The organism is Hominisplanchenecus sp., assembly GCF_046967715.1.
GTDB classification, from domain to species: domain Bacteria; phylum Bacillota; class Clostridia; order Lachnospirales; family Lachnospiraceae; genus Hominisplanchenecus; species Hominisplanchenecus faecis.
In genome coordinates, this window is sequence record NZ_JBKVNQ010000046.1 from 1 (window position 1) to 21,628 (window position 21,628).

Below are 21,628 nucleotides of genomic sequence, written 5' to 3' on the forward strand. Positions count from 1 at the left end.
CCTCTGGTTTTCCGTTGTCTTTTTATGCTCTTTCCCGGAAAATCCATAATATTTCCACACACCATGGAGAGCATAGGAAGCAAAATAATAACAGGATTTCAAGATGCCAAAACCCAGGTAACGATATACCATAAAGGTCATTCTCGCCGACTGCAATTTATTTCCTGATTTTCCCTGATTACTTAGCCTATATTTTAACAGAGGTTCCCGGATACCACAAGCTTTTTTATATTTTTGCAGGATTTTCAGCCAGGTAATGTAATCTTCGTGGCTGTCATCGTGCTCCATCGGATAGTTTTTCGCAACTTCCGTTTTCAAAACAACGGAAGAACAGTTGATGCTGTTATGATGCAAAAGGTCACGGTAGGTGATTTCTTCTTTTACCGGAATGATCCGTCCGGTCAGTTCGCCCTGAGGAGTCATCAGCTCTCTTGCCGTACAGCTTAAAACACAGCCTGTCCTTTCCATAGCATCTGTCTGCTTTTTTAATTTCCCGGCTGCCCAGTAATCATCGGCATCCAGAAACGCGACATATCTGCCTTTCGCCATGGCCACACCTTTGTTCCGGCTTCCGGCCGCACCCAGATTTGTCTTATTTTTAATAAAAGAAAACGCAGGGTTATCCCGATACGTCTCCAGCACCTGCTCCAGGTTGTCACCGGAGCCATCGTCTATAACGATGATCTCCAGCGATACCTCCTGGATCAACACGGACTCGATCGCTCTTGATATCAACCCTGCACAATTATAGGCCGGTATGATCACGGATACTAACGGTCTTTTTTCCATAAATACGGTTCTCCTATTGCTGTTTTCCGGTTTCTTTCATTTCCTTTTCTTCCTCTTCTTTGATCTGCTCCAGATTTTCCTTGGTAGCAGCCGTCACCTGCCATTTTTCCACGCCTTCGGTATTTTCTTTCTGGAACAGGATCTTAAAGGTCAGAAACATCAGTTTTATATCCAGCACAAAACTGTAATTCTCAATGTAGGTCAGATCCAGTTTTAATTTATCATACGGTGTTGTGTTGTATTTTCCATAAACCTGTGCAAATCCGGTCAGTCCCGCCTTCACCTTTAGGCGGTAATCAAACTCCGGTATTGCTTTTTTGTACTCTTCTGCGATCTGCGGACGCTCCGGTCTCGGACCGACCATAGACATATCGCCTTTGAGGATATTGAAAAGCTGCGGTAATTCATCCAGGTGAAGATTTCGGATCACACGTCCAACCGGTGTGATACGATCATCATGCTTCATCGCCAGCCTTGCTCCCTGTTTTTCCGAATCCACACGCATGCTGCGGAATTTCATTACATAAAAGACTTTGCCTCCTTTTGTCAGTCTCGCCTGTTTATAAAATACCGGACCTTTGTCGTACAGTTTCACCAGAATGGCAATGACGATCATAAACGGCGATGCCACAATAATTCCAAGCAAAGAAGTTACAATATCAAATGCCCGTTTGAAGAACTGCTGCTCGGCTGTCAGTCCGCGATGGCGGAACAAAAGCAGAGAGGTATCAAACAGGTGAATATTTTCCGCACTCATGATCATAATATCCGATATCTTCGGAATGCTGTAGCAGCGGATATCTTTTTCAAAGCAATATTTCAGCAGGATATTTCGCTCGGATGCCGGAATATCTCCAAGTACCACTGCATGATACTCATCGATCCGCCCTTTGATCGCATCCAGCCCTTTGCTGATATGGATCTTCTCGCAGATGTTGTATTTATCCTCACGGCTGGAAATCTTCTGGATCAGATCCTGTGGGCTGTAATCTCCATATACCAGCAGCATCTGTCTCGGCGGATAGATTTTTGTATAGATCCACCGCATAAATACGACCCAGACTACAACGATCACCAGGTCAACGCCGGTCATTTTCAGAATCGGCTCTATGAATTTCGTAAACTTCCAGCGTCCGATCAGTGCCAGCTGCAGATACGTGATCGCATTTACACAGAGCACGGAAAGAACCTGGGAATACAGTACTTCAAAAACCCGCAAATATCCTACTTTGAAGCCGCCGTAAATACGGTAGAAGAAGTACAGCATCAAAGCATATTGTGCAATGACTACATAGTTTCCGCGTTTCCAGAAAGCTTCTCCGATCGCTCCGGAAAATGCATAATCCTTAAACCATACATAAGCGAACACACCTGTCTGGAGTGTCAGAATAAATGCAGATGCCAGAAACATGATCAGTCTTTTATAACGTTCTCTGTTTTCCATATACTTATCCTCTTCATATAAAATTCTATACTTTTACATCGCCGATAAGTTTACAACACTTTCTCCAAAATTACAATAGCAAAGTCTGTGGCAATGCATGGGATTATGCTTACCATTTATCTTTATAGACCGAGTAACCCCCTACTTTTCCTATCTTTTCAAATCCATTTCTCTGAATTTTAGTATCCTGCTGTTCATCTGCAAGAAAAACCAGATAATTCACGCCCTGCTGCCGGATCCTGCGAATCAGCTTTTTGATCTTCGGCTGTTCTTTTCGCATCTGACGGCGGATTTTCCGCACTGGTTTCTCTGATTTGGAACGCCTTCCGTAAAGCAGCCGGATCGATGCATCATACTGCCGCACATAACCGACCAGATCTTCCGGCATCACTGCAAGAGCCGTCTCGCCTTCTGCTCTTGTGGCGGCTATCAGTTCACTGATCTGACACGCATCCGCCGGAAGTTTCTGCATATTGACTGCTTTCTGATAGATGGCCTGACCGCCCACATAAGGATTCTTTCCGGTCACGATGATCAGTGCCATCAGCAGAGATGCACATACAGCCTGAATCGTTTTTTTCTTTCCTGCTGTACATACGCTCACTGCCACATAGGCTACAATCACGGACGTTGGCAGAATCCAGAACATTCTCCAGTAAACAAATCCACCAATGCAGTATTTCATAATGATCCTTGCCGTAAGCGGACAGATATAAACGGCTGCAAATAACAGGGTATACCCCACCAGCCATTTACGGTTTTCTTTGTCATCACGTTTCAGGATCAGAAAGAGGAGTGCCGCTGCAAACAACAGATAATGCCATCCACTTCCGATGTACCAGCCTGCCCTTTCTATGGCAATCTGAAATGCTGTTATCATGATTCTACCCTTTCTTCTAGCGTATGATCACATATGCCGCCGCACAGATAACATTCGGCAGGCAGCATATCACTGCTCTTTTTATGTTTCCCCAATTTCTGTCTTTCACCGCATACAAAAGTGTCATAAGCCCCAGCATGATCGGTGCCAGCATAATACCCATGCCAGACACTAGACATGCCGATGTCATCATCAAAAACAATGTCACCCATGCACCGCACATCCGGTTCGTTTCCATGCATTCCTTTGCCTGCAAAAAAATCGCCGGAAGCACAAACGATGCCAGAAGAGCCTTCCCCTGCCAGATACGGATCGACAGAAATGTTCCCTGCGTGTAGACTGAATAATAAGAAAACATCTGAATCAGCACCAGAAACAGCAGAAACAGTCCCACTTTTCGATCATCTTTATCAAACAGTTTTCTTCCGATCTTCCAGTAAACAAGATAGGAAATCAGAAGAAAGAAGACCGGTTCGACCGTATGTGCCACAACCGCCGCATGCATATGCACCATACCACTGTAGAATGCAAGCAGGATCGGAAACGGTGCAAACACATATCTCGCCGGAAGATACGATGCCAGCATTCCGGTATAGGCATCGTACGTGAACATCCCGTTCGTCTCCAGGGTCGTGGTTGCCGTTGCCACATAAAAGGCGTCATCCAGATCCGTTGCCATGCCAAAAACATAAGCTCCCATCTGTATAGCGACCAGCAGAAATGCAAGCCACATGGCCGCTGGAATTTTTTTTCGTGAAAGGCTCTTTTTCCGTTCTGCTCCATCTGCCCTGTTCTTTTTATTTTTCCAGGCAAAGATGACTCCTGCCAGAGCCAGCACGCAGGCAAGTATCTCATAGCTGTATTTCAGAACTGCAAATGACTGCCTGGTAAAAATGAGCGGCAACGCCAGCAGCTCAAATACTGCAAACAGCAGAACATAACCGCAGATCAGAGCATCTGCCATTCGCACAAACCAGTCTTTCTCCTTCCCTGTCTCAAAAACAGGAAGATTTCCTGCTGCAAGCGGAATGATAAGAAACCACAGCAGAATCTCGAATCCTTTGATCGCCATCCGACTTTTTCTCCTTTATTCCGAAAGTGCTTTCGTTTCCGGTGTCACCTGTTCTGTTGTCGATGTCACATTACCTGTTTCCGGTGTCACCTGTTCTGCCTTCTGTCTGGCTGCCTCGGCTCTTGTCTTCTTTTTGCAGATGCCATTTGCATCAAAACGATACTTTTTGCCGTCGATCACTGCCTTAGTGCCGGTAAGGCGGACACCTTTCCTGTCCAGATAATAATAGTTTCCATTATATACTACCCAGCGTTTTTTCATTTTGGCTCCGGTCTTCGGATTCAGATAATAATATTTGCCTCTGTATTTGAACCATCCGCTTCTTCTCACACCGGTAGACTTTTTAAAATAACAGGTTCTGGAACCGACTTTTACCCAGCCGGTCTGCATACGTCCTGCCACATCAAAATAATAATAGTTTGCTCCGATCTTCTGCAATCCGCTAAGTGCTGCTCCGGTTTCTGGATCAAAATAGTATTTGTAACCTTTGCGTACCTTAAATCCACGATACAGTTTGCCGCCCTTTGCCGCATAGTACTGTTTCTCGCCTATTTTAAACCGGCCCGTCATCACCTGACCGCCGTTTTTCACATAGTACAGGGCACCGTTTGCCTGAAGGAATCCGCTGTAGGCACTTCCGTCTTCATTAAAATAATATTTTTTATCATTAATTTTTACAAATCCGGAAACTTTATGCCCTTCTTCGTCCAGATAATATTCTTTGCCTGCATCGGTAATCCATCCGGTTTTCTTATTGCCGTTCTTATCCAGATAAATCCATTCATCTCCGATCTGATTCCAGCCACGCATTTTCGTGATACCGTAATGGCGTGCGATCGCAGTTGCATCTGCAACAGCCACCGCTTTGATCTTGGCATCGCTTCCATAATATTTCAGACAGTCAGAAGGATTGTTCACAAATCCATGCTCTATGATCATGGTCGGGATCTTCCACTGTCTTCCATAATAGATAATGCCAAGTCCTTCCCCCTTCAGATAGCCGAGATTCTTCATTCCGACCGTTGAAAGATTGCTCACAATATCCGCAGCAAGTGCTCTTGCTTCCACAGCATAATCTGCTTTGTTGCTTGAGATTGGCACATAGGCAAGTGCTCCGGAAACGGTATCCTGCTGATTTCCGGTTGAATTGATGTGCAGGCTCACCAGTGCATCTGCTCCCAGATCTTTTGCCACTTTTACACGGTCATAGCGATCCATGTCCACATTATTGCTGAACCTTGTCATATAAACAACGATACCGGAGTATTTTTCCAGCTCTTCTTTACAGTACTGTGCCATTTTTAAAGTAATGGTCTCCTCCGCATAAGTCACACCGTTCCAGGTACGTCTCGCACCTGCATCGTGTACATCATGTCCGGGATCCAGTACCAGAACAACGTTTCCATTCGAAGCATGTGATGTGACCCCCGTGCAGAATACAAGTCCCAGCATCGCAGCTGCTGCCAGATTTTTTAATATTTTCTTCATCTTTTCCTCCTGATTTCGAAATACTCTCGTAATTTCTTCTTACTTTTACAACCACAATGTAAAAATCACTTCTTATTTTCGTTCATTTTTGTGATACACATTACTTTACATAGTACCCTAAAAAGGTCTGCCTGTCAATCTCTTAAACCTCTGTTAATTTTTCTTAATTATTATTTAATTTTTTTATTCCGGATTGCACCGGAACCACCTCAAACTCCCATAAAATGCCGCATACACGACATTTTATTACGTTTTCGGTGTTCGGTGTGTCAATAAGTCTAGATTGCTCTTTTGTACAAGCCTGATCGCAATTTAGACTTTTGACACTTGCATCATTTTATAGTAAAGTAATGGTAACAGAATTATCTTTTATAATCCATGTTTTATTTGACTGCAAATTTCCAGAGAATGGAGGAGTTTATGCATTTTAAGAAAATATTGTCTGCCAGCATTCTGGCATCTGCCCTGATTTTCTGTATCCCGCAGGCTATTTATGCTGCACCAGATGCGAAAACGGAAACACCTGTCACATATGGCTGGAATTCAGATGCCCTGGGGCGTTTCTTTCTGACAGAGAACGGTTCCCGTGCCACAGGATTTTGTAGCATTGATCAGAAAGTATATTATTTTGACCCGGACGGCTATCTTTTTACGCCATCCCAGGAAGGTGTCATGTACCTCGCCCAAAAACCTTATTATTTCCTTGCGGACGGATCTATAAAAACAGGTCTTTTCTCCATAAAATCAGAAAGTGGTATCTCCTGGTATTATGCCGGAGCCAATTATCATCTGTTTACAAACCGTACCATTACCCTTGGCGGCAAAATTTACTGTTTCGGAGCCAACGGAAAATCACTTCCAAAGGGACTTCAGGCTTTAAATGGAAAAAAATATCTGATCAGTGCTTCCGGAACCGCAAAGACTGGCCGTCGGAAATATAAAGGAAAGACTTATTTTTTCGACAGCACCGGAGCAATGATGATCGGAAAAGTTACTTACAAAAACAAAACTTATTTTACAAAAGCAAATGGTACGCTTGCCAAAAAAGGCTGGGTAACTTCCAACGGAAAAACGTATTATCTGAACAGTAACGGCACCCTTCAGACCGGATGGTTCCTTTATAAAAACAAATGGTACTGCCTGAACAAAAAAACAGGAGCCATGTATAAAAACAAATGGGTAAAAAAAGATGGGAAAAAGTGTCGCGTCGGAAAAGACGGCACCCTTCAGACCGGATGGTTCAAAGCTAAAGGCAAAAAATATTATGCCGATGCTTCGGGAAATAAGATGGGCGTACCTTACATCGGCGTACAGCAGATCAAAAAGAAAATCTATGTTTTTGATTCAAGCGGTGTTCTCGGAAAAGGCTGGACCGTCTATGGCAGCCGCAAATATTATGCAAACGCAAAGGGCGAAATCACCAGAGGCTTTAAAACGATTGACGGAAAAACGTACTTTTTCAATGATTACGGCTCCATGCATACCGGATGGCTGTACTATAATGGTAAGTACTATTATCTGAATCCGTCCGATGGTGTTATGGTGACCGGCACTAAAAATATCGGCGGCACCTCCTATACATTCTCAGATTCCGGAATCTCAAGCCGTGCTCTGGAAGGGAACTGGACCGTAAAAGTAAACCGACAGCAAAATGTAGTTACTGTCTACAAAGGCAATACTCCGGTGCGTGCCATGATATGCTCAACCGGTCTGAACAACGGAACTCCGCTCGGTACATTCACGATCCAGGATAAACTGGATACCCATGCACTTTATGGACCTTCGTTTGGATATTACTGTTCTCACATCACAAGTGAAATCCTGTTTCATTCGATCCCACAGCCACAGCTTGGCAGAAAAAATCTGCCGGCCTATAAATACAACCTGCTCGGCACTCAGGCTTCTGAAGGCTGCATTCGCCTGAGTATGGGAGATGCCTACTGGCTGTTCAACACCGTTCCGATCGGTACGACCGTTGTAGTATACGATTCTCCAAACCCGGGACCGCTCGGTAAACCAAAAGGCATTAAAATCCCACTCTCTCAGAGCTATGACCCTACTGATCCACTGTACTTTAACACCGGAAAATAGATTTTTGACGTAAACAAGAGAATACAGAAAAACAAAAACCCGCCCGGTCATTCAAAACAACCGGGCGGATTTTCATCTACGTTTCCTGAAGATCTTAATTTTTCTGTTCTTCTCCAAGTCCTTCTTCCACAGCCTTTACCATCGTGGCAAGTGCCTGATCCTCGTCTTCCCCTTCACATTCGAACGTGATCTCATCACCTTCCTTTACGCAGGCTCCCAGCACACTGAGTACGCTCTTTGCATTCACAGTCGCTTCACGAAATGTAAATCTGACGCGGCACTTAAACTGCAACGCGGTACTGCAAAGTACTCCTGCCGGACGTAAATGAAGACCGGAAGGATTTTTCACTCTTACCTTCTGACTTACCATAAGTTTACCCTCCTGTTACCGCATTCTGCGGTTTTCCCTGTAATAATTTTTACTCACTTCTACTCCTCCGCAGCTGAAATCACCGTATTGCTGCCGCTTGTCTTCTGCTTTTTGGTCAGGTTTACGACAATCTTCACTTCCGAAGTCAGTTCGTAGCCATTCGGCAGGGTAATCTGAACCGGAACTTCATGTCTCCCTTCTTTCTGATAAGAAGTCAGATCCAACACTGCCTTGACATCATTCTGATCAATATTATCCAACGATCCGTCTACTGCTGCAACTTCTACCGTGATCTTATCTGCAGGTGTCAATACCATATCCAGATCGGTCGGTCTTCCTTTTATCGTAATCGCAGAGAGAGGAATATCAATTTTCTTGGTTCCCATCTTCTCCATAATAACACGAACTGATAAGGTTGAAGCCGTTCCGCTCTTTACTTTTAATTTATCTTTATAATTTTCTTTCAGATAATCCGCAAGATTAATCGTATCAGAGGTAAAACTTTCTGAAACACCCTCTACAGAGATCATATCCGTTAAAGAAAGTTCCCCGTTCAATTCTGCAAGTGTCTCTTCATCTCCGGCAATACTGATATTCTCCGGAGTCACTTTCACTTCGGACACACAGTATCCCGGTGCCGGGTCACCGTAAGTTCCGATATTTACTTTTACATTCTGTTCTACTTTCCAGAGCTGGATCTTTGCACTTAACACGCCATCTTTGATCAGGTCGCCGCTGCTCGTTGTAAAGACCAGCTTATCCAACTGGCTCTGTGTAAAATCGGTGCCATTTTTATCGGTGACAACAATATTTCCTTTTACTGTTTTATCCGAAGAAAGTCCATTCACGCTCACCGACATACTGACTCTGTGAATGATATTCATCAGCGACTCCGCCCCCGCAATATTGATCGTATCGCCCTCTTTGATCGTAGAAGTCCCGATGTCATATCCATCGACCGGCTCCCCGGTCGTATCCACTTCCACACCGAACGATTCCTGCACAACATTTTCAATCTTGATCTTCAGGGATGCCGGTTCACACTCCCAGTTTGCCTTGGTGAGTGCACTGCTGGTACATTCCAGTGTATATGGCACTGCATTGCCGAGCGTCACATTCCGCATATCGGCAACCACTTTAAAATCTTTTGACTGAAGCTTGTTCAGCACAGATTCTCTCGCTTTCACCCATACTTTTACTTTATCGGTATCCTCCTGAACACTGAATGTCTTGTCCACGCCAAAACAGTCACTGTTGCGGATTTCCACTTTTACATCCGAAAAAGACTGCACTTTTTCCGGATCATCCACATTGACTACAAAAATCCACATCATGCAGGCAACCAGCACCGACACTATTTTCAGGCCAAGATTACTGGTCAATATTCTCTTTATTCTGGTTGATATTTTCCTCATTCTTGCCTTTTCCTTTCCAGAATTTAAATCTTTTTGTACTTACATTTTTATCCTGAAGAATAACCAGCTGTTCTTTCAATTCTTCCGGTGTCACATCTCTGGTAAGAACGCCTTTCTGTGCAATGGATACATTTCCCGTCTCTTCTGAAACAATAATCGTCAGAGAATCTGTCACTTCGCTGATACCGACACCGGCTCTGTGGCGGGTACCAAGCTCTTTGCTCAGCTCCATGTTATCCGAAAGAGGCAGATAACAGGTTGCGGAAATAATACGGTTTCCTCTGACAATGATTGCTCCGTCATGCAGCGGTGTATTATGCTCAAAAATATTCAGCAAAAGCTGACTGGTAACCAGAGAATCCAGCTCGATACCGGTTCTTATATACTCAGTAAGCTTGGTGTTTTTTTCCAGAACGATCAGAGCACCGGTCTTTGCTTTTCCCATCTCAAAGGAGCCTTTCACCAGCTCGTTGACGGTCTTGTCGCTGAAACGTTCCTCTGCATCTTTTTCCATATCAAACGGTATCAGCGAAGAAAGGAACTTCTTTTCGCCAAGCTGTTCCAGAGCCCTCCTCAGCTCCGGTTGAAAAATAACGGCCGTTGCCACAAGGATCGCATTGATGCCTTTGCTGACCAGAAACAGAATGGAATCCAGGTTCAGAAGTGTGGCAATAAAGATAAAAACGATCATGACCAGGATGCCCTTCATCAGAGTCCACGCCCGGGTGTTCCGGATCCAGATCAGGATGTGGTACACTACAAAGGAAAGTATGATGATCTCCAACACATCGGAATAAGTAAACGTAAGGCTGGAAAGATAACTATGAATGAATTGTTTCATGCCCATCATGATGTTCACGTCCTTTCCTGTCGATTCTTCCTGCTTCCATTTCCTGACTGTCCTCATCGTTTCGGTATCGTTTCGGTACTGCCTCGACATAGTAATAATAATCATTATCTTCAAACTGAAGATTTTCTATTTTGCGGTAATCCAGATTAAAAAACAACTGTTCCAGCAGAAATGCCACTGCCGCCGAGATCAATGTTCCGATCAGGATCCATAAAATCCCGATCTCCAGATGCAGCATCATGTAACCTGCCATCATCAGCACCAGATAAATGACCGTACCCGCTGCGATCGCAACTTTCCATGCATGCTTCATCGCCATCCTTCTTGCCAGAAATACAACAGCAAATACTGCCAGCAGCACAACCAGCATCAGGATCATCTCCTGCTCACCCAGAAGCGTATCGATCATTGTCTGCAGTTCTGCAAGGATCTTTTCCGCAGTGCTCTGTTTTGCCATCGCAAGATCCACCGATGCACCGCCCAGCTTTCCTATTGTCAATAACGTATAGTAAAATACCGTTCCAGCAGCCATACCTGCTGCGGACATTGTACTTCCCATCAGCCCGAAACTGATCGGTACAATACACGGGACATGGAAGAAAAGTCCGAGGATTGTCAGTAGCATGGCCCATGCCTGTCTCGATGCAAATGCAAAATATAAAAGCAGTACTGCCAGCAAAACGCCTCCCCCGACTGCCAGCGATGCAATTGATACGGACGCAAACTGCAGCAGTGCTGCGACAAATGCCAGTACAATCATAACATTCGGCGGCAGGATCGCACAGATCAGTGCCAGAATCAGTTCCACAAAAATATTTCCAAAAATGCTTTTTCCGCCAATCCGACCATTGATCTGCATAAACAGAAGCAACGCTGTAACAAATTTGGCAGCGGCATCGATGTAATTTCCATATTCACTGTAATATTTTTCGAATAATGTCCTGATATTATAAATTCCCTTCACTTTTTCCTCCTGAGATCTGTCACTTCCAGTATTTCTATATCATCTTCATCTTCCAGTCTCTGCAGCAGCACCTGATAGTGCCGGAACAGCTCCTGCCCGTAAAAATACCGTTTCATAGTTATCACATAGGTAAGCAGCAGACCTGCGGTCATACACAGCAGATAGCTAACGATCACTCCGGTCAGTATCCCCTTGATCTGCATACGGTTAAGCTTCTCGATCAGCATATCCATATTGGCCACTCCCCAGAGCAGAAGTCCGATCATATATGCAACAGTAAGATAACACACATTTTTCAGCAGCTGTACTGCCACATAATCACTGCGATAATATTCTCTGGCTTTTTGCAGTTCCTCCCCATGGTGCTTTTCCATAACTGCAATTTTAGACATTGTTCGTATTTTTTTCTTATTCAGCATAGTTACCCCTTAATGATTCCTCTGTCTTTTTTTCAGTATAACATAAAATCCGGTCTCTGAAAAGTATCTCTCAGCAATCCGGTTTTCCTGTACAAAGCACAAGAAAATGTACTTCTTCTGCTCCCGCCATCCAAAGCACCTTCGCCGCTTCGTCCATCGTAACCCCAGTTGTATAGATATCATCCACAAGCAGTACTTTCTTTAATTCTAACGCATTTGTCGAAGTTTTAAAAGCATTTTTCAGATTTATTTCTCTTTCTTTTCTTCCAAGACTTTTCTGCGGTATCGTTTTCCGTACACGCACGAGGCTTTTTGTATCAACCGGGATCTGAAGCCTTTTCCCAAGACATTTTGCCAGTATTTCTGCCTGATTGTATCCCCTTTGTCTCTTTTTTCTCTTATACATCGGAATCGGAATGATCACATCCGGATTCCAGGTGCGGATCTCATCTCCACAGACACGCTCCATTTCCGATACATAAAATCCGGCATATTCTCTTTTGTTGTGAAATTTAAACTGATATACAGATTTCCTGATTTCTTTTTCATAGAGAAAAACAGCCCTTCCCGATGTAAAAAAATGCGTTTTTTCCTGACAGTCCGGACAATACTCTGTTTCCAAAGATGCCACCGGCTTCCCACACGTTTTACATTTCGGTCCCCTGATCGGTACTGCTTTTGTTCGACATTTCATACAAATAAGTGCCGCTTTATCTGTTAAAATATCCTGACAAAGCGGACAGCGTCTTGGATAGAGGAGCGTGATCATCTCCTCCAGTGCCTGAATCATAATACAAATTCACAGATCCGCTGCCTCAGGGATGTGTAGCGTATCTGTTCATATTTATTATCGATCATTTGATTGACCGCATACGGACTTCCGACGATCGTAACGCAGGAACGTGCTCTTGTGACCGCTGTATAGAGCAGATTTCGGTTCATCAGCATCCTCGGTCCGTTCAGCAGCGGGAGGATCACGGCCGGATATTCACTTCCCTGTGCCTTATGCACCGTCAGTGCATAGGCAAGCTCCAGCTCTTCGAGCTCTTTAAAGGAATATTCTGCAAAACGGCACTCATCAAATTCCACTGTCACCATTTCTGCATATGTATTGATCTCACGGATAATGCCCATGTCACCGTTAAAAACACCGCAGCCTTTGTCAACCGGAATCCCATATTTTCCGCGTACCTCCCACTCCATCTGATAGTTGTTGCGGGTCTGCATGACTTTGTCACCTTCCCGGAATTTGCATCTGCCGGTATCTTTCTCATTCTTTTCCGGTGACGGTGGATTGAGATACTGCTGAAAGATCGTATTGAGACGTTCCACACCAAGAAGCCCTTTCCGCATCGGTGTCAGAACCTGGATATCATACGGATCTGCATCTACATAAGAAGGTAATTTTTTCTGGATCAGTGTCAGTGCAACACTGATGATCACATTTGCATCTTCCCGTTTCAGGAAAAAGAAATCCCGGCTCTTATTGTCCATCACGATATGTTCACCCTTATTGATCTTATGGGCATTTAAAACGATATCACTTCCGCCCTCCTGGCGAAAAATGTGTGTCAGACACACTACCGGAAAACATTTTGATTCTATGATATCCTTCAGGACACTTCCCGGTCCCACGGAAGGCAGCTGATCCCTGTCACCAACCAGGATCAGTCTCGTTCCAACGGTGACAGCTTTCAACAGGGCATGCATCAAATAAATATCCACCATGGACATCTCATCCACAATGATCACATCTGCCTCCAGCGGATTCTCTTCGTTTCGTTCAAACTGTTTTGGTCCTTCTTCCTCATCTGCTGCCCCGGAAATCTCCAGCATGCGGTGTATGGTCTGTGCTTCACAGCCGGTCGCCTCCTGCATTCGTTTGGCTGCCCGTCCGGTTGGTGCCGCCAGTCGCACTTCCAGACCTTCTGAGTCAAAATAATCGATCATTGCATTGATCGTTGTTGTTTTTCCTGTTCCCGGACCACCGGTCAGAACCAAAAGTCCGTGACCGGCAGCTGTAACCACTGCCTCTTTCTGAAGCTCATCGAGCTCATACCCGGAATGTTTTCCCAACTTATCCATTCGCCTGCTGATCTTCTTCTCATCGATCTTGCAGGATATATTCAGATCATGGAGCATTTTTGCTGTATTCAATTCCGTGTAATAGGCATTGATCCCATATACGCAAATCTGCCTCTCCTGCTCTTTGAGTATCAGCCTGCGTTCTACTGCCAGATCCATGATATGTTTTTCTACCAGCTCCTGACTTACGCCCAGAAGCTCCACCGTTCTCGCCAGAAGCTCCATCTTCGGCAGATACACATGACCTTCCAGAGAGATCCTGGTCAGCACATGCAGAATACCGCTGCGGACCCGGAAATCAGAATCCGTATGGATCCCGACTTTTGAGGCTATTTCATCCGCAATCTGAAATCCGACGCCATTTATATCGTCTGCCATCTGATATGGATTGTCCTGAATCACAGCGTACAGTCTTGCTCCGTACTGCTTATAAATCTTGGCTCCAAGTGTATTGGAAATACCATATTGCTGCAAAAAGATCATCGCTTTTCGCATATCTCTTTTTTCTGATACCTGTTCTGAGATCTCACGGGCCTTTTTCTCACTGATTCCTTTGACTTCCGCCAGTCGTTCCGGCTCTTCTTCCATAATGCGAAAAGTATCTTCTTTAAATTTCCGCACAATCCTGGCTGCCAGTGCGATTCCGATCCCTTTGATCACACCAGAACCAAGATAACGTTCGATCGCCGCCGTATCTTCCGGATCTTTTATTTCCAGTTTCTGGATCTGGAACTGTGTCCCGTAAACTGCATGTTCGGTATAGTGCCCGGTCGCTTCGATCAGCTCCCCTTCTGTGATCACCGGGAAGGTACCCACACAGGTCAGTTCTTCTCCTTCGTGGTTCACAACCATAACCGTGTAACCATTGTCACTGTTCCGAAAAATCAGATGATCTATATATCCTTTTATTTTATCCATGAATTTCTGCTTAAATCCCCTTACTCTATCAGTTTGCCATTGCCGGCTGTCAGCTCCACAAATTTCCCGGTGCCGATTGCTACTGCGGTCATCGGATCTTCTGCAGTCACCGTATTAATGCCTGTTTTCTCTTCGATCAGCTCTTCCAGGCCCCCAAGCAGTGAACCGCCCCCCGTCAACACGATACCACGATCCACAACATCGGCTGCCAGTTCCGGCGGCGTACGCTCCAGAACGCCATGTACTGCCTCAACGATCTGTGAAGTTGTCTCTTTTAAAGCATCTCTTGTCTCCTCTGAAGTCACACGAACGGTTTTCGGCAGGCCGGTAACAAGATCTCTCCCTCTTACTTCCATTACTTTCTGATCCGGACGTTCAATCGCAGTTCCAATATTGATCTTGATATCTTCTGCCGTACGTTCTCCGATCAGAAGATTATGTTTTTTCCTTACATAACGGATGATTGCCTCATCAAAATCATCACCGGCGACTTTGATCGAAGTGCTCACAACAATTCCGTCCAGAGAGATCACAGCGACATCGCAGGTACCCCCTCCGATGTCCACAATCATATTGCCGCATGGTCTGGAAATATCGATCCCTGCTCCGATGGCTGCTGCGATCGGCTCCTCTATAATAGAAACTTCTCTTGCACCTGCCTGATAGGTTGCATCTTCCACCGCCTTTTTCTCGACCTCTGTAATGCTGCTCGGCACACAGACACTGATCCTCGGTTTGCGAAAAGACATTCTGCCGATCGCTTTCTGGATAAAATACTTCAGCATCTGTTCGGTCACGGTATAATCAGAAATAACGCCCTTACGCAGCGGGCGAATTGCAACGACATTGCCTGGTGTACGCCCAAGCATCAGTCTTGCCTCCTCTCCGATTGCTTTGATTTTATTTGTATCACGGTCAAAGGCTACTACGGAAGGCTCTTTTAAAACAACGCCTTTTCCTTTCACGTACACCAGTATACTCGCAGTGCCAAGATCTATTCCAATATCTGTTGAATTCATTCCTGTGTTCTCCTTTCTCCATCAGGATCTTCCCCCTGTCTGTCCTTGGTTTATTATATACAACGGCTTTCTTCTTGAAAAGGGGTTTTTATTTTTTTCTTCTTTTCATTTTTTATTAATATTTAAGACATACTTTTAACACATTTCTATTCTATACTGTAGCTGTATTAGTGAAGAGCTAATATATTTCATAACTCACACTACGCAACACCCACACGTTGCGTAGTACTCCCTCAAAATATTTTAATTTTTCTCTTTCCTTTGAAGAAGGCACCGCAGGTGTCTTCTTCATTTTTATGTCACAAGTTCCGTTTTTTCTTTTTCAGTACAAAAGAATGAACAGAAAGTGTTACAGAGTGCCAGACGTAAAAAGACAGGTCACGTGACACGCATCGTTTCCTGTTCGATTTGTGCCGTCTATGATCCGCCGTTCGCTGGAACTCGCAGCTTCGCTGCTCAGACACCGCTCGGCGGCGGAAACTAGACACAAATCTCACGACGGAAACTTGCTACCGTCACTGTGCCTCTGCCGTTTTTTAGCAAATATCTGTGGTTTGAAAAAGCTTTCCGCTTAAGCGACCCCGGGCAGGCCAGTAGCTTTTGGCAATGTGCAAACAAAACCGCATTGTAAAACATAGTGCATAAAATAATACAGCCATGATGAATTCGAAAACAATCACTCTGACGGTAGCGAGGCTTCCGTCGTGAGGTTTGCGATGTTGCCGCCCCAGAGAGCCGCTGTCTGAGCCTCGAAGAGGCGAGTTTAGGCGAAGGGCGGCTAACAGGCGAGCGAACCGAACAGGAAACGATGCGTGTCAGGAGATTGTTTTCGAATCATCATGGCGTCCTATTTTTACCAAACTATTTTTTACAACATTCATTTGCACATTAAGAAAATCTTCACAGATATTTCTTCACGTATTTTCCGGTATAAGACTTCTCAGCTTTCGCCACCTCTTCCGGCGTTCCTTTCGCGATCACGGTTCCTCCTTTATCGCCGCCTTCTGGTCCGATATCGATGATATAATCCGCTGTTTTGATCACATCCAGATTGTGTTCGATCACAACTACAGTATTTCCGCCTTCTGCAAGTCTCTGCAGAATCTCGATCAGTTTATGAACATCTGCAAAATGCAGTCCGGTTGTCGGCTCATCTAAAATATAAATGGTTCTTCCGGTGCTGCGTTTGGAAAGCTCCGTTGCCAGTTTGATACGCTGTGCTTCACCGCCCGAAAGTTCGGTGGATGGCTGTCCCAGGCGGATATAGGATAATCCTACATCATACAAAGTCTGGATCTTTCGTTTTATGGACGGAATAGAATCAAAGAATCCCAGTGCTTCTTCTACCGTCATATTGAGCACATCATAGATACTTTTTCCTTTATATTTTACTTCCAATGTCTCCCTGTTATAGCGTTTTCCGCCGCAGACTTCACATGGAACATAAACATCCGGCAAAAAATGCATCTCAATTTTCAGGATTCCGTCTCCGGAACATGCCTCGCAGCGTCCTCCTTTTACATTGAAACTGAATCTTCCTTTTTTGTAGCCGCGTGCTTTCGCATCCTGTGTTGCTGCAAACAGATCTCGTATCTGATCAAATACGCCGGTGTATGTTGCCGGATTCGAACGCGGTGTTCTTCCGATCGGTGACTGGTCAATGGCGATCACTTTATCAAGCTGTTCCATACCGACAATGTCTTTGTGTTTGCCCGGAATGGTTCTGGCACGGTTCAGCGTTTTTGCCAGATGTTTATATAAAATTTCATTGACAAGCGAACTTTTTCCAGAACCGGAAACGCCGGTCACGCAGGTCATAACACCAAGCGGAAAATCTACATTGATATTCTTCAGATTATTTTCTGCTGCTCCGACCACTTTCAGCCAGCCGGTCGGCTTTTTGCGTACAGAAGGAACCGGGATTTTCTTTGCACCGCTTAAATACTGCCCGGTCACGGAATCGGGACACGCCATAATTTCCTGTGCATTTCCCACTGCTACCACTTTTCCGCCATGTTCACCGGCTCCCGGGCCGATGTCAACAATGCAATCGGCAGCAAACATGGTATCTTCATCATGTTCAACCACAATCAATGTATTTCCAAGATCTCTCAGATTTCGTAATGTATTCAAAAGCTTATCATTGTCTCTCTGATGCAGTCCAATGCTCGGCTCATCCAGAATATAGGCCACACCTACCAGTCCGGAACCAATCTGGGTTGCCAGACGGATTCTCTGTGCCTCACCTCCGGAAAGAGTACCCGTCGCTCTTGCAAGTGTCAGATAATCAAGTCCAACATCCATCAAAAAGCGGATACGTGCCCTGATCTCTTTTAAAATCTGCTTTCCGATCAGTTCCTGCTGCTTTGTAAGTGTCAGCTTTTCCATAAATTCCTGCAGTTTTTCAATAGACAGCGAGGTTACTTCATAGATATTTTTATCTCCTACTGTAACAGCCAGTGCTTCCTTTTTCAGTCTCTGACCTTTGCAGGTCTTACATGGTGTGATCCGCATGAAAGACTCATACTCCTGCTTCATCGTATCGGAACCTGTTTCCCGATAACGGCGTTCTACATTACGGATCAGACCTTCAAAAGCCACATCATAGACTCCTTCGCCTCTCTGTCCCTTGTAATGCACTTTCAGGACTTTTCCGTCGGTGCCATGAAGAATGACATGTTTGATCTCCTCCGGATAATCCTGAAATGGCGTTGCAAGATCAAACTGATATTCTTTAGCCAGTGCATCCAGAATCGCTCTTGTAAAGCTTCCTTTATCTGTGCAGGACTGCCATCCAGTCACAGTGATCGCACCATCCAGAATACTGAGAGATGGATCCGGGATCATCAGTTCTACGTCAAATTCCATCTTATATCCGAGTCCGTAACAATCCGGGCAGGCACCAAACGGATTATTAAAGGAAAAACTTCTCGGCTCGATCTCATCGACACTCACACCACAGTCCGGACAGGCAAAACTCTGGCTGAAACGCAGCAATTCTCCATCAATCACTTCCACAAACGCCAGACCATCTGCCAGGCTCAGTACATTTTCCAGTGAGTCCGTCAGTCTTTTTTCAATCCCTTCTTTTACCACGAGACGATCCACGACGATTTCGATATTATGCTTGATATTTTTCTCAAGTGCGATCTCCTCACTCAGTTCATACATGTTGCCGTCGATCCGCACACGTACATAGCCACTTTTTTTCGCTTTTTCCAGCAACTTCGCGTGCGTTCCCTTTCTTCCACGTACAACCGGTGCAAGCAGCTGTATTTTGGTACGATCCGGCAGCTGCATGATCGCATCTACCATCTGATCGACCGTCTGTTTTTTGATAACTTTTCCGCACTTCGGACAGTGTACGGTCCCAACTCTCGCGTATAAAAGTCTGAAATAATCATAGATTTCTGTCACCGTTCCCACCGTAGATCTCGGATTGCGGTTGGTTGATTTCTGGTCGATGGAAATCGCCGGCGGAAGTCCTTCGATACTCTCCACATCCGGTTTCTCCATCTGTCCTAAAAACTGTCTGGCATAGGAGGAAAGCGACTCCATATAACGCCTCTGTCCCTCTGCATAGATCGTATCAAACGCCAGAGAGGATTTTCCGGAACCAGAAAGACCGGTAAAAACAATAAACTGGTTGCGTGGTATATCAAGATCCACACTTTTCAGATTGTTTTCATTTGCCCCCCGAATCCTGATCATTGGCTGTTTCTTTTCTGATTTTTCCATAATATCCTCCTACTCTTCTGTCTCCTGAAAATGCTTTTTCAACATGATCATACGATCACGAAGCTCTGCTGCCTTTTCAAAATCAAGCTCTGCTGCCGCTTTTTTCATCTGTTTCTGCGTTTTCGCAATCTCGCTCTCCAGTTCCTTGCAATTCATGGATTCCGGATCTTTTTCCGGCTCAGCCTCTTTTTCTACATTTTTCGAAATACTGATCAGATCGCGAACCGCTTTCTTGATGCTCCGTGGTGTTATATTATGTTCTTTATTATATTTCTCTTGGATTGTCCTTCTTCGCTCGGTTTCCTCGATTGCCGCTTTCATCGAATCTGTCATTACATCCGCATACATGATCACATGACCGTCCACATTTCGTGCTGCACGGCCGATCGTCTGCACCAGTGAAGTCTCCGAACGCAAAAATCCCTCTTTATCCGCATCCAGAATGGCAACCAGCGTAATCTCCGGAATGTCAAGACCTTCTCGCAGCAAATTGATACCGACCAGCACATCAAATACATTAAGCCGCATATCCCGGATGATCTCTGTTCGTTCCAGCGTATCAATATCCGAATGCAGATAACGAACACGGATGCCGATTTCTTTCATATAATCGGTTAAGTCCTCTGCCATACGCTTTGTCAATGTTGTGATCAGAATCTTATTTCCTTTTTCGACTTCTTTGTTGACTTCTCCGATCAGATCATCGATCTGCCCTTCGACCGGACGTACTTCTACTTTCGGATCTAGCAGTCCGGTCGGCCTTATGATCTGCTCAGCACGCAGAAGTTCATGTTCTGCCTCGTACTGTCCCGGTGTCGCCGATACAAACAGAATCTGATCGATCTTATTTTCAAATTCTTCAAAATTCAGCGGTCGGTTATCCTTCGCAGACGGTAAACGGAAACCATAGTCTACCAACGTACTTTTTCTGGACTGATCTCCCGCATACATCGCCCCAATCTGTGGGACTGTTTTGTGTGACTCGTCTATTATAATAAGGAAGTCATCTGGAAAATAATCCATCAGCGTGTGCGGCGTAGCTCCCGGCTCCAGCCCTGACAGATGTCTGGAATAATTCTCAATCCCGGAACAGAATCCGGTCCCTTTGAGCATCTCAATGTCAAAATTTGTCCGTTCCGCAATTCGCTGTGCTTCAATCAATTTATCTTCTCTCTTGAGATAGCGTACACGCTCATCCAGCTCTTCCTCTATATGTTTCGCAGCCTCCAGAATTTTATCCATCGGCACAACATAATGCGATGCCGGAAAAACAGCGATATGTTCCAGTGCACAGCGGCTCTTTCCGGTCAGCACATCGATCTCGGTGATCCGGTCGATCTCATCTCCGAAAAACTCCACACGATACGCATATTCATCCGATTCTGCCGGAAAAATCTCCAGCACATCGCCATGCACGCGAAACGTTCCGCGATGAAAATCCATATCATTTCGATCATAATGCAGGTCAATCAGCTTGTGGATCACCTCATCCCGATCCCTCTCCATACCGGGCCGCAGAGACAGTACCATATTCTTATAATCCACCGGACTGCCCAGCCCATAGATACAGGATACACTGGAAATGATGATTACATCCCTCCGCTCCGCCAGTGCCGTTGTTGCCGAAAGACGCAGCTTGTCAATCTCATCGTTGATGGAGGAATCCTTCGCAATATAAGTGTCAGAAGACGGTACATACGCCTCCGGCTGATAATAATCATAATAGGAGACAAAATACTCCACTGCATTTTCAGGAAAGAACTCCTTAAACTCTCCATACAGCTGCGCTGCCAGTGTTTTGTTGTGGGCAATGATCAGCGTCGGTTTATTCAGCTGCTGAATGACGTTTGCCATCGTAAATGTCTTTCCGGATCCGGTAACACCCAGAAGTGTCTCACACTGATTGCCCTCCTGAAAACCACGGACCAGACGGTCGATCGCCTGCGGCTGGTCTCCGGTGGGCTGATATGGGGCTTGTAATTTAAATTCTGACATATAAAAACCTCCATCCATACTTATTGAACTACTAATGGTGAACTACCCATTGTCTAAAGCCAATGGGCTTCCTGCTTCGCAGACCTCGTAA

16 protein-coding genes are annotated in these 21,628 nt (G+C 45.1%); 1 reads left to right on the top strand and 15 read right to left on the bottom strand.

Going from position 1 to position 21,628, the window contains the following annotated elements:
- The 5 genes from ACLTL4_RS07880 to ACLTL4_RS07900 all read right to left on the bottom strand — a co-directional run.
- Window positions 1–789: glycosyltransferase family 2 protein (locus ACLTL4_RS07880; RefSeq protein ID WP_412320394.1), on the bottom strand; the 789-nt coding region annotated here is incomplete at its 3' end.
- A 13-nt stretch (window positions 790–802) separates the two neighbouring features.
- Window positions 803–2,233, bottom strand: coding sequence for a sugar transferase (locus ACLTL4_RS07885; RefSeq protein ID WP_173865863.1), 1,431 nt, complete (start codon window positions 2,231–2,233; stop codon window positions 803–805).
- Between the two features lie 109 nt (window positions 2,234–2,342).
- Window positions 2,343–3,113, bottom strand: a complete 771-nt coding sequence (locus ACLTL4_RS07890; protein ID WP_173897037.1) for a hypothetical protein — start codon at window positions 3,111–3,113, stop codon at window positions 2,343–2,345.
- Between the two features lie 16 nt (window positions 3,114–3,129).
- Window positions 3,130–4,185, bottom strand: a complete 1,056-nt coding sequence (locus tag ACLTL4_RS07895) for a DUF6077 domain-containing protein (protein ID WP_173897036.1) — start codon at window positions 4,183–4,185, stop codon at window positions 3,130–3,132.
- Between the two features lie 15 nt (window positions 4,186–4,200).
- The gene (locus tag ACLTL4_RS07900) at window positions 4,201–5,673 is read right to left on the bottom strand and encodes an N-acetylmuramoyl-L-alanine amidase (RefSeq protein ID WP_022119693.1); all 1,473 of its coding nucleotides are present in this window, start codon (window positions 5,671–5,673) and stop codon (window positions 4,201–4,203) included.
- Between the two features lie 420 nt (window positions 5,674–6,093).
- Here ACLTL4_RS07900 and ACLTL4_RS07905 point away from each other — a divergent pair, with 420 nt between their 5' ends.
- Complete coding sequence (locus ACLTL4_RS07905) at window positions 6,094–7,764, top strand: L,D-transpeptidase family protein (protein ID WP_412291342.1); 1,671 nt, start codon at window positions 6,094–6,096, stop codon at window positions 7,762–7,764.
- Window positions 7,765–7,858: 94 nt separating this feature from the next.
- Here ACLTL4_RS07905 and ACLTL4_RS07910 read toward each other — a convergent pair whose 3' ends face one another.
- From ACLTL4_RS07910 to uvrB, 10 genes are all read right to left on the bottom strand, one after another.
- The gene (locus ACLTL4_RS07910) at window positions 7,859–8,134 is read right to left on the bottom strand and encodes an HPr family phosphocarrier protein (protein ID WP_022119695.1); all 276 of its coding nucleotides are present in this window, start codon (window positions 8,132–8,134) and stop codon (window positions 7,859–7,861) included.
- 59 nt (window positions 8,135–8,193) lie between these two features.
- Window positions 8,194–9,549 carry a YbbR-like domain-containing protein gene (locus ACLTL4_RS07915; protein WP_022119696.1) on the bottom strand — a complete coding sequence of 452 codons (1,356 nt, stop codon included), beginning with the start codon at window positions 9,547–9,549 and terminating at the stop codon, window positions 8,194–8,196.
- Entirely contained in the window at window positions 9,506–10,399 is an 894-nt protein-coding gene (gene cdaA / locus ACLTL4_RS07920) for a diadenylate cyclase CdaA (RefSeq protein WP_022119697.1), read from the bottom strand. Before cdaA ends, ACLTL4_RS07915 begins: the two co-directional genes overlap by 44 nt.
- Entirely contained in the window at window positions 10,371–11,363 is a 993-nt protein-coding gene (locus ACLTL4_RS07925; protein WP_215659393.1) for a hypothetical protein, read from the bottom strand. Before ACLTL4_RS07925 ends, cdaA begins: the two co-directional genes overlap by 29 nt.
- A complete protein-coding gene (locus tag ACLTL4_RS07930) occupies window positions 11,360–11,782 on the bottom strand; it encodes a hypothetical protein (RefSeq protein ID WP_412291344.1) in 423 nt (140 codons plus the stop codon). The genes ACLTL4_RS07925 and ACLTL4_RS07930 overlap by 4 nt, the downstream gene beginning before the upstream one ends.
- A gap of 70 nt (window positions 11,783–11,852) precedes the next feature.
- A complete protein-coding gene (locus ACLTL4_RS07935; protein ID WP_022119700.1) occupies window positions 11,853–12,572 on the bottom strand; it encodes a ComF family protein in 720 nt (239 codons plus the stop codon).
- The gene (locus ACLTL4_RS07940) at window positions 12,569–14,785 is read right to left on the bottom strand and encodes an ATP-dependent RecD-like DNA helicase (RefSeq protein ID WP_412291345.1); all 2,217 of its coding nucleotides are present in this window, start codon (window positions 14,783–14,785) and stop codon (window positions 12,569–12,571) included. The genes ACLTL4_RS07935 and ACLTL4_RS07940 overlap by 4 nt, the downstream gene beginning before the upstream one ends.
- A gap of 20 nt (window positions 14,786–14,805) precedes the next feature.
- Window positions 14,806–15,804 (bottom strand): rod shape-determining protein, encoded by a 999-nt coding sequence (locus ACLTL4_RS07945; protein WP_147632557.1) that lies wholly within the window; start codon window positions 15,802–15,804, stop codon window positions 14,806–14,808.
- Window positions 15,805–16,704: 900 nt separating this feature from the next.
- Window positions 16,705–19,542, bottom strand: coding sequence for an excinuclease ABC subunit UvrA (gene uvrA, locus ACLTL4_RS07950; RefSeq protein ID WP_412291346.1), 2,838 nt, complete (start codon window positions 19,540–19,542; stop codon window positions 16,705–16,707).
- Window positions 19,543–19,551: 9 nt separating this feature from the next.
- Complete coding sequence (gene uvrB / locus ACLTL4_RS07955; RefSeq protein WP_412291347.1) at window positions 19,552–21,537, bottom strand: excinuclease ABC subunit UvrB; 1,986 nt, start codon at window positions 21,535–21,537, stop codon at window positions 19,552–19,554.
- Between the last annotated feature and the right edge of the window lie 91 nt (window positions 21,538–21,628).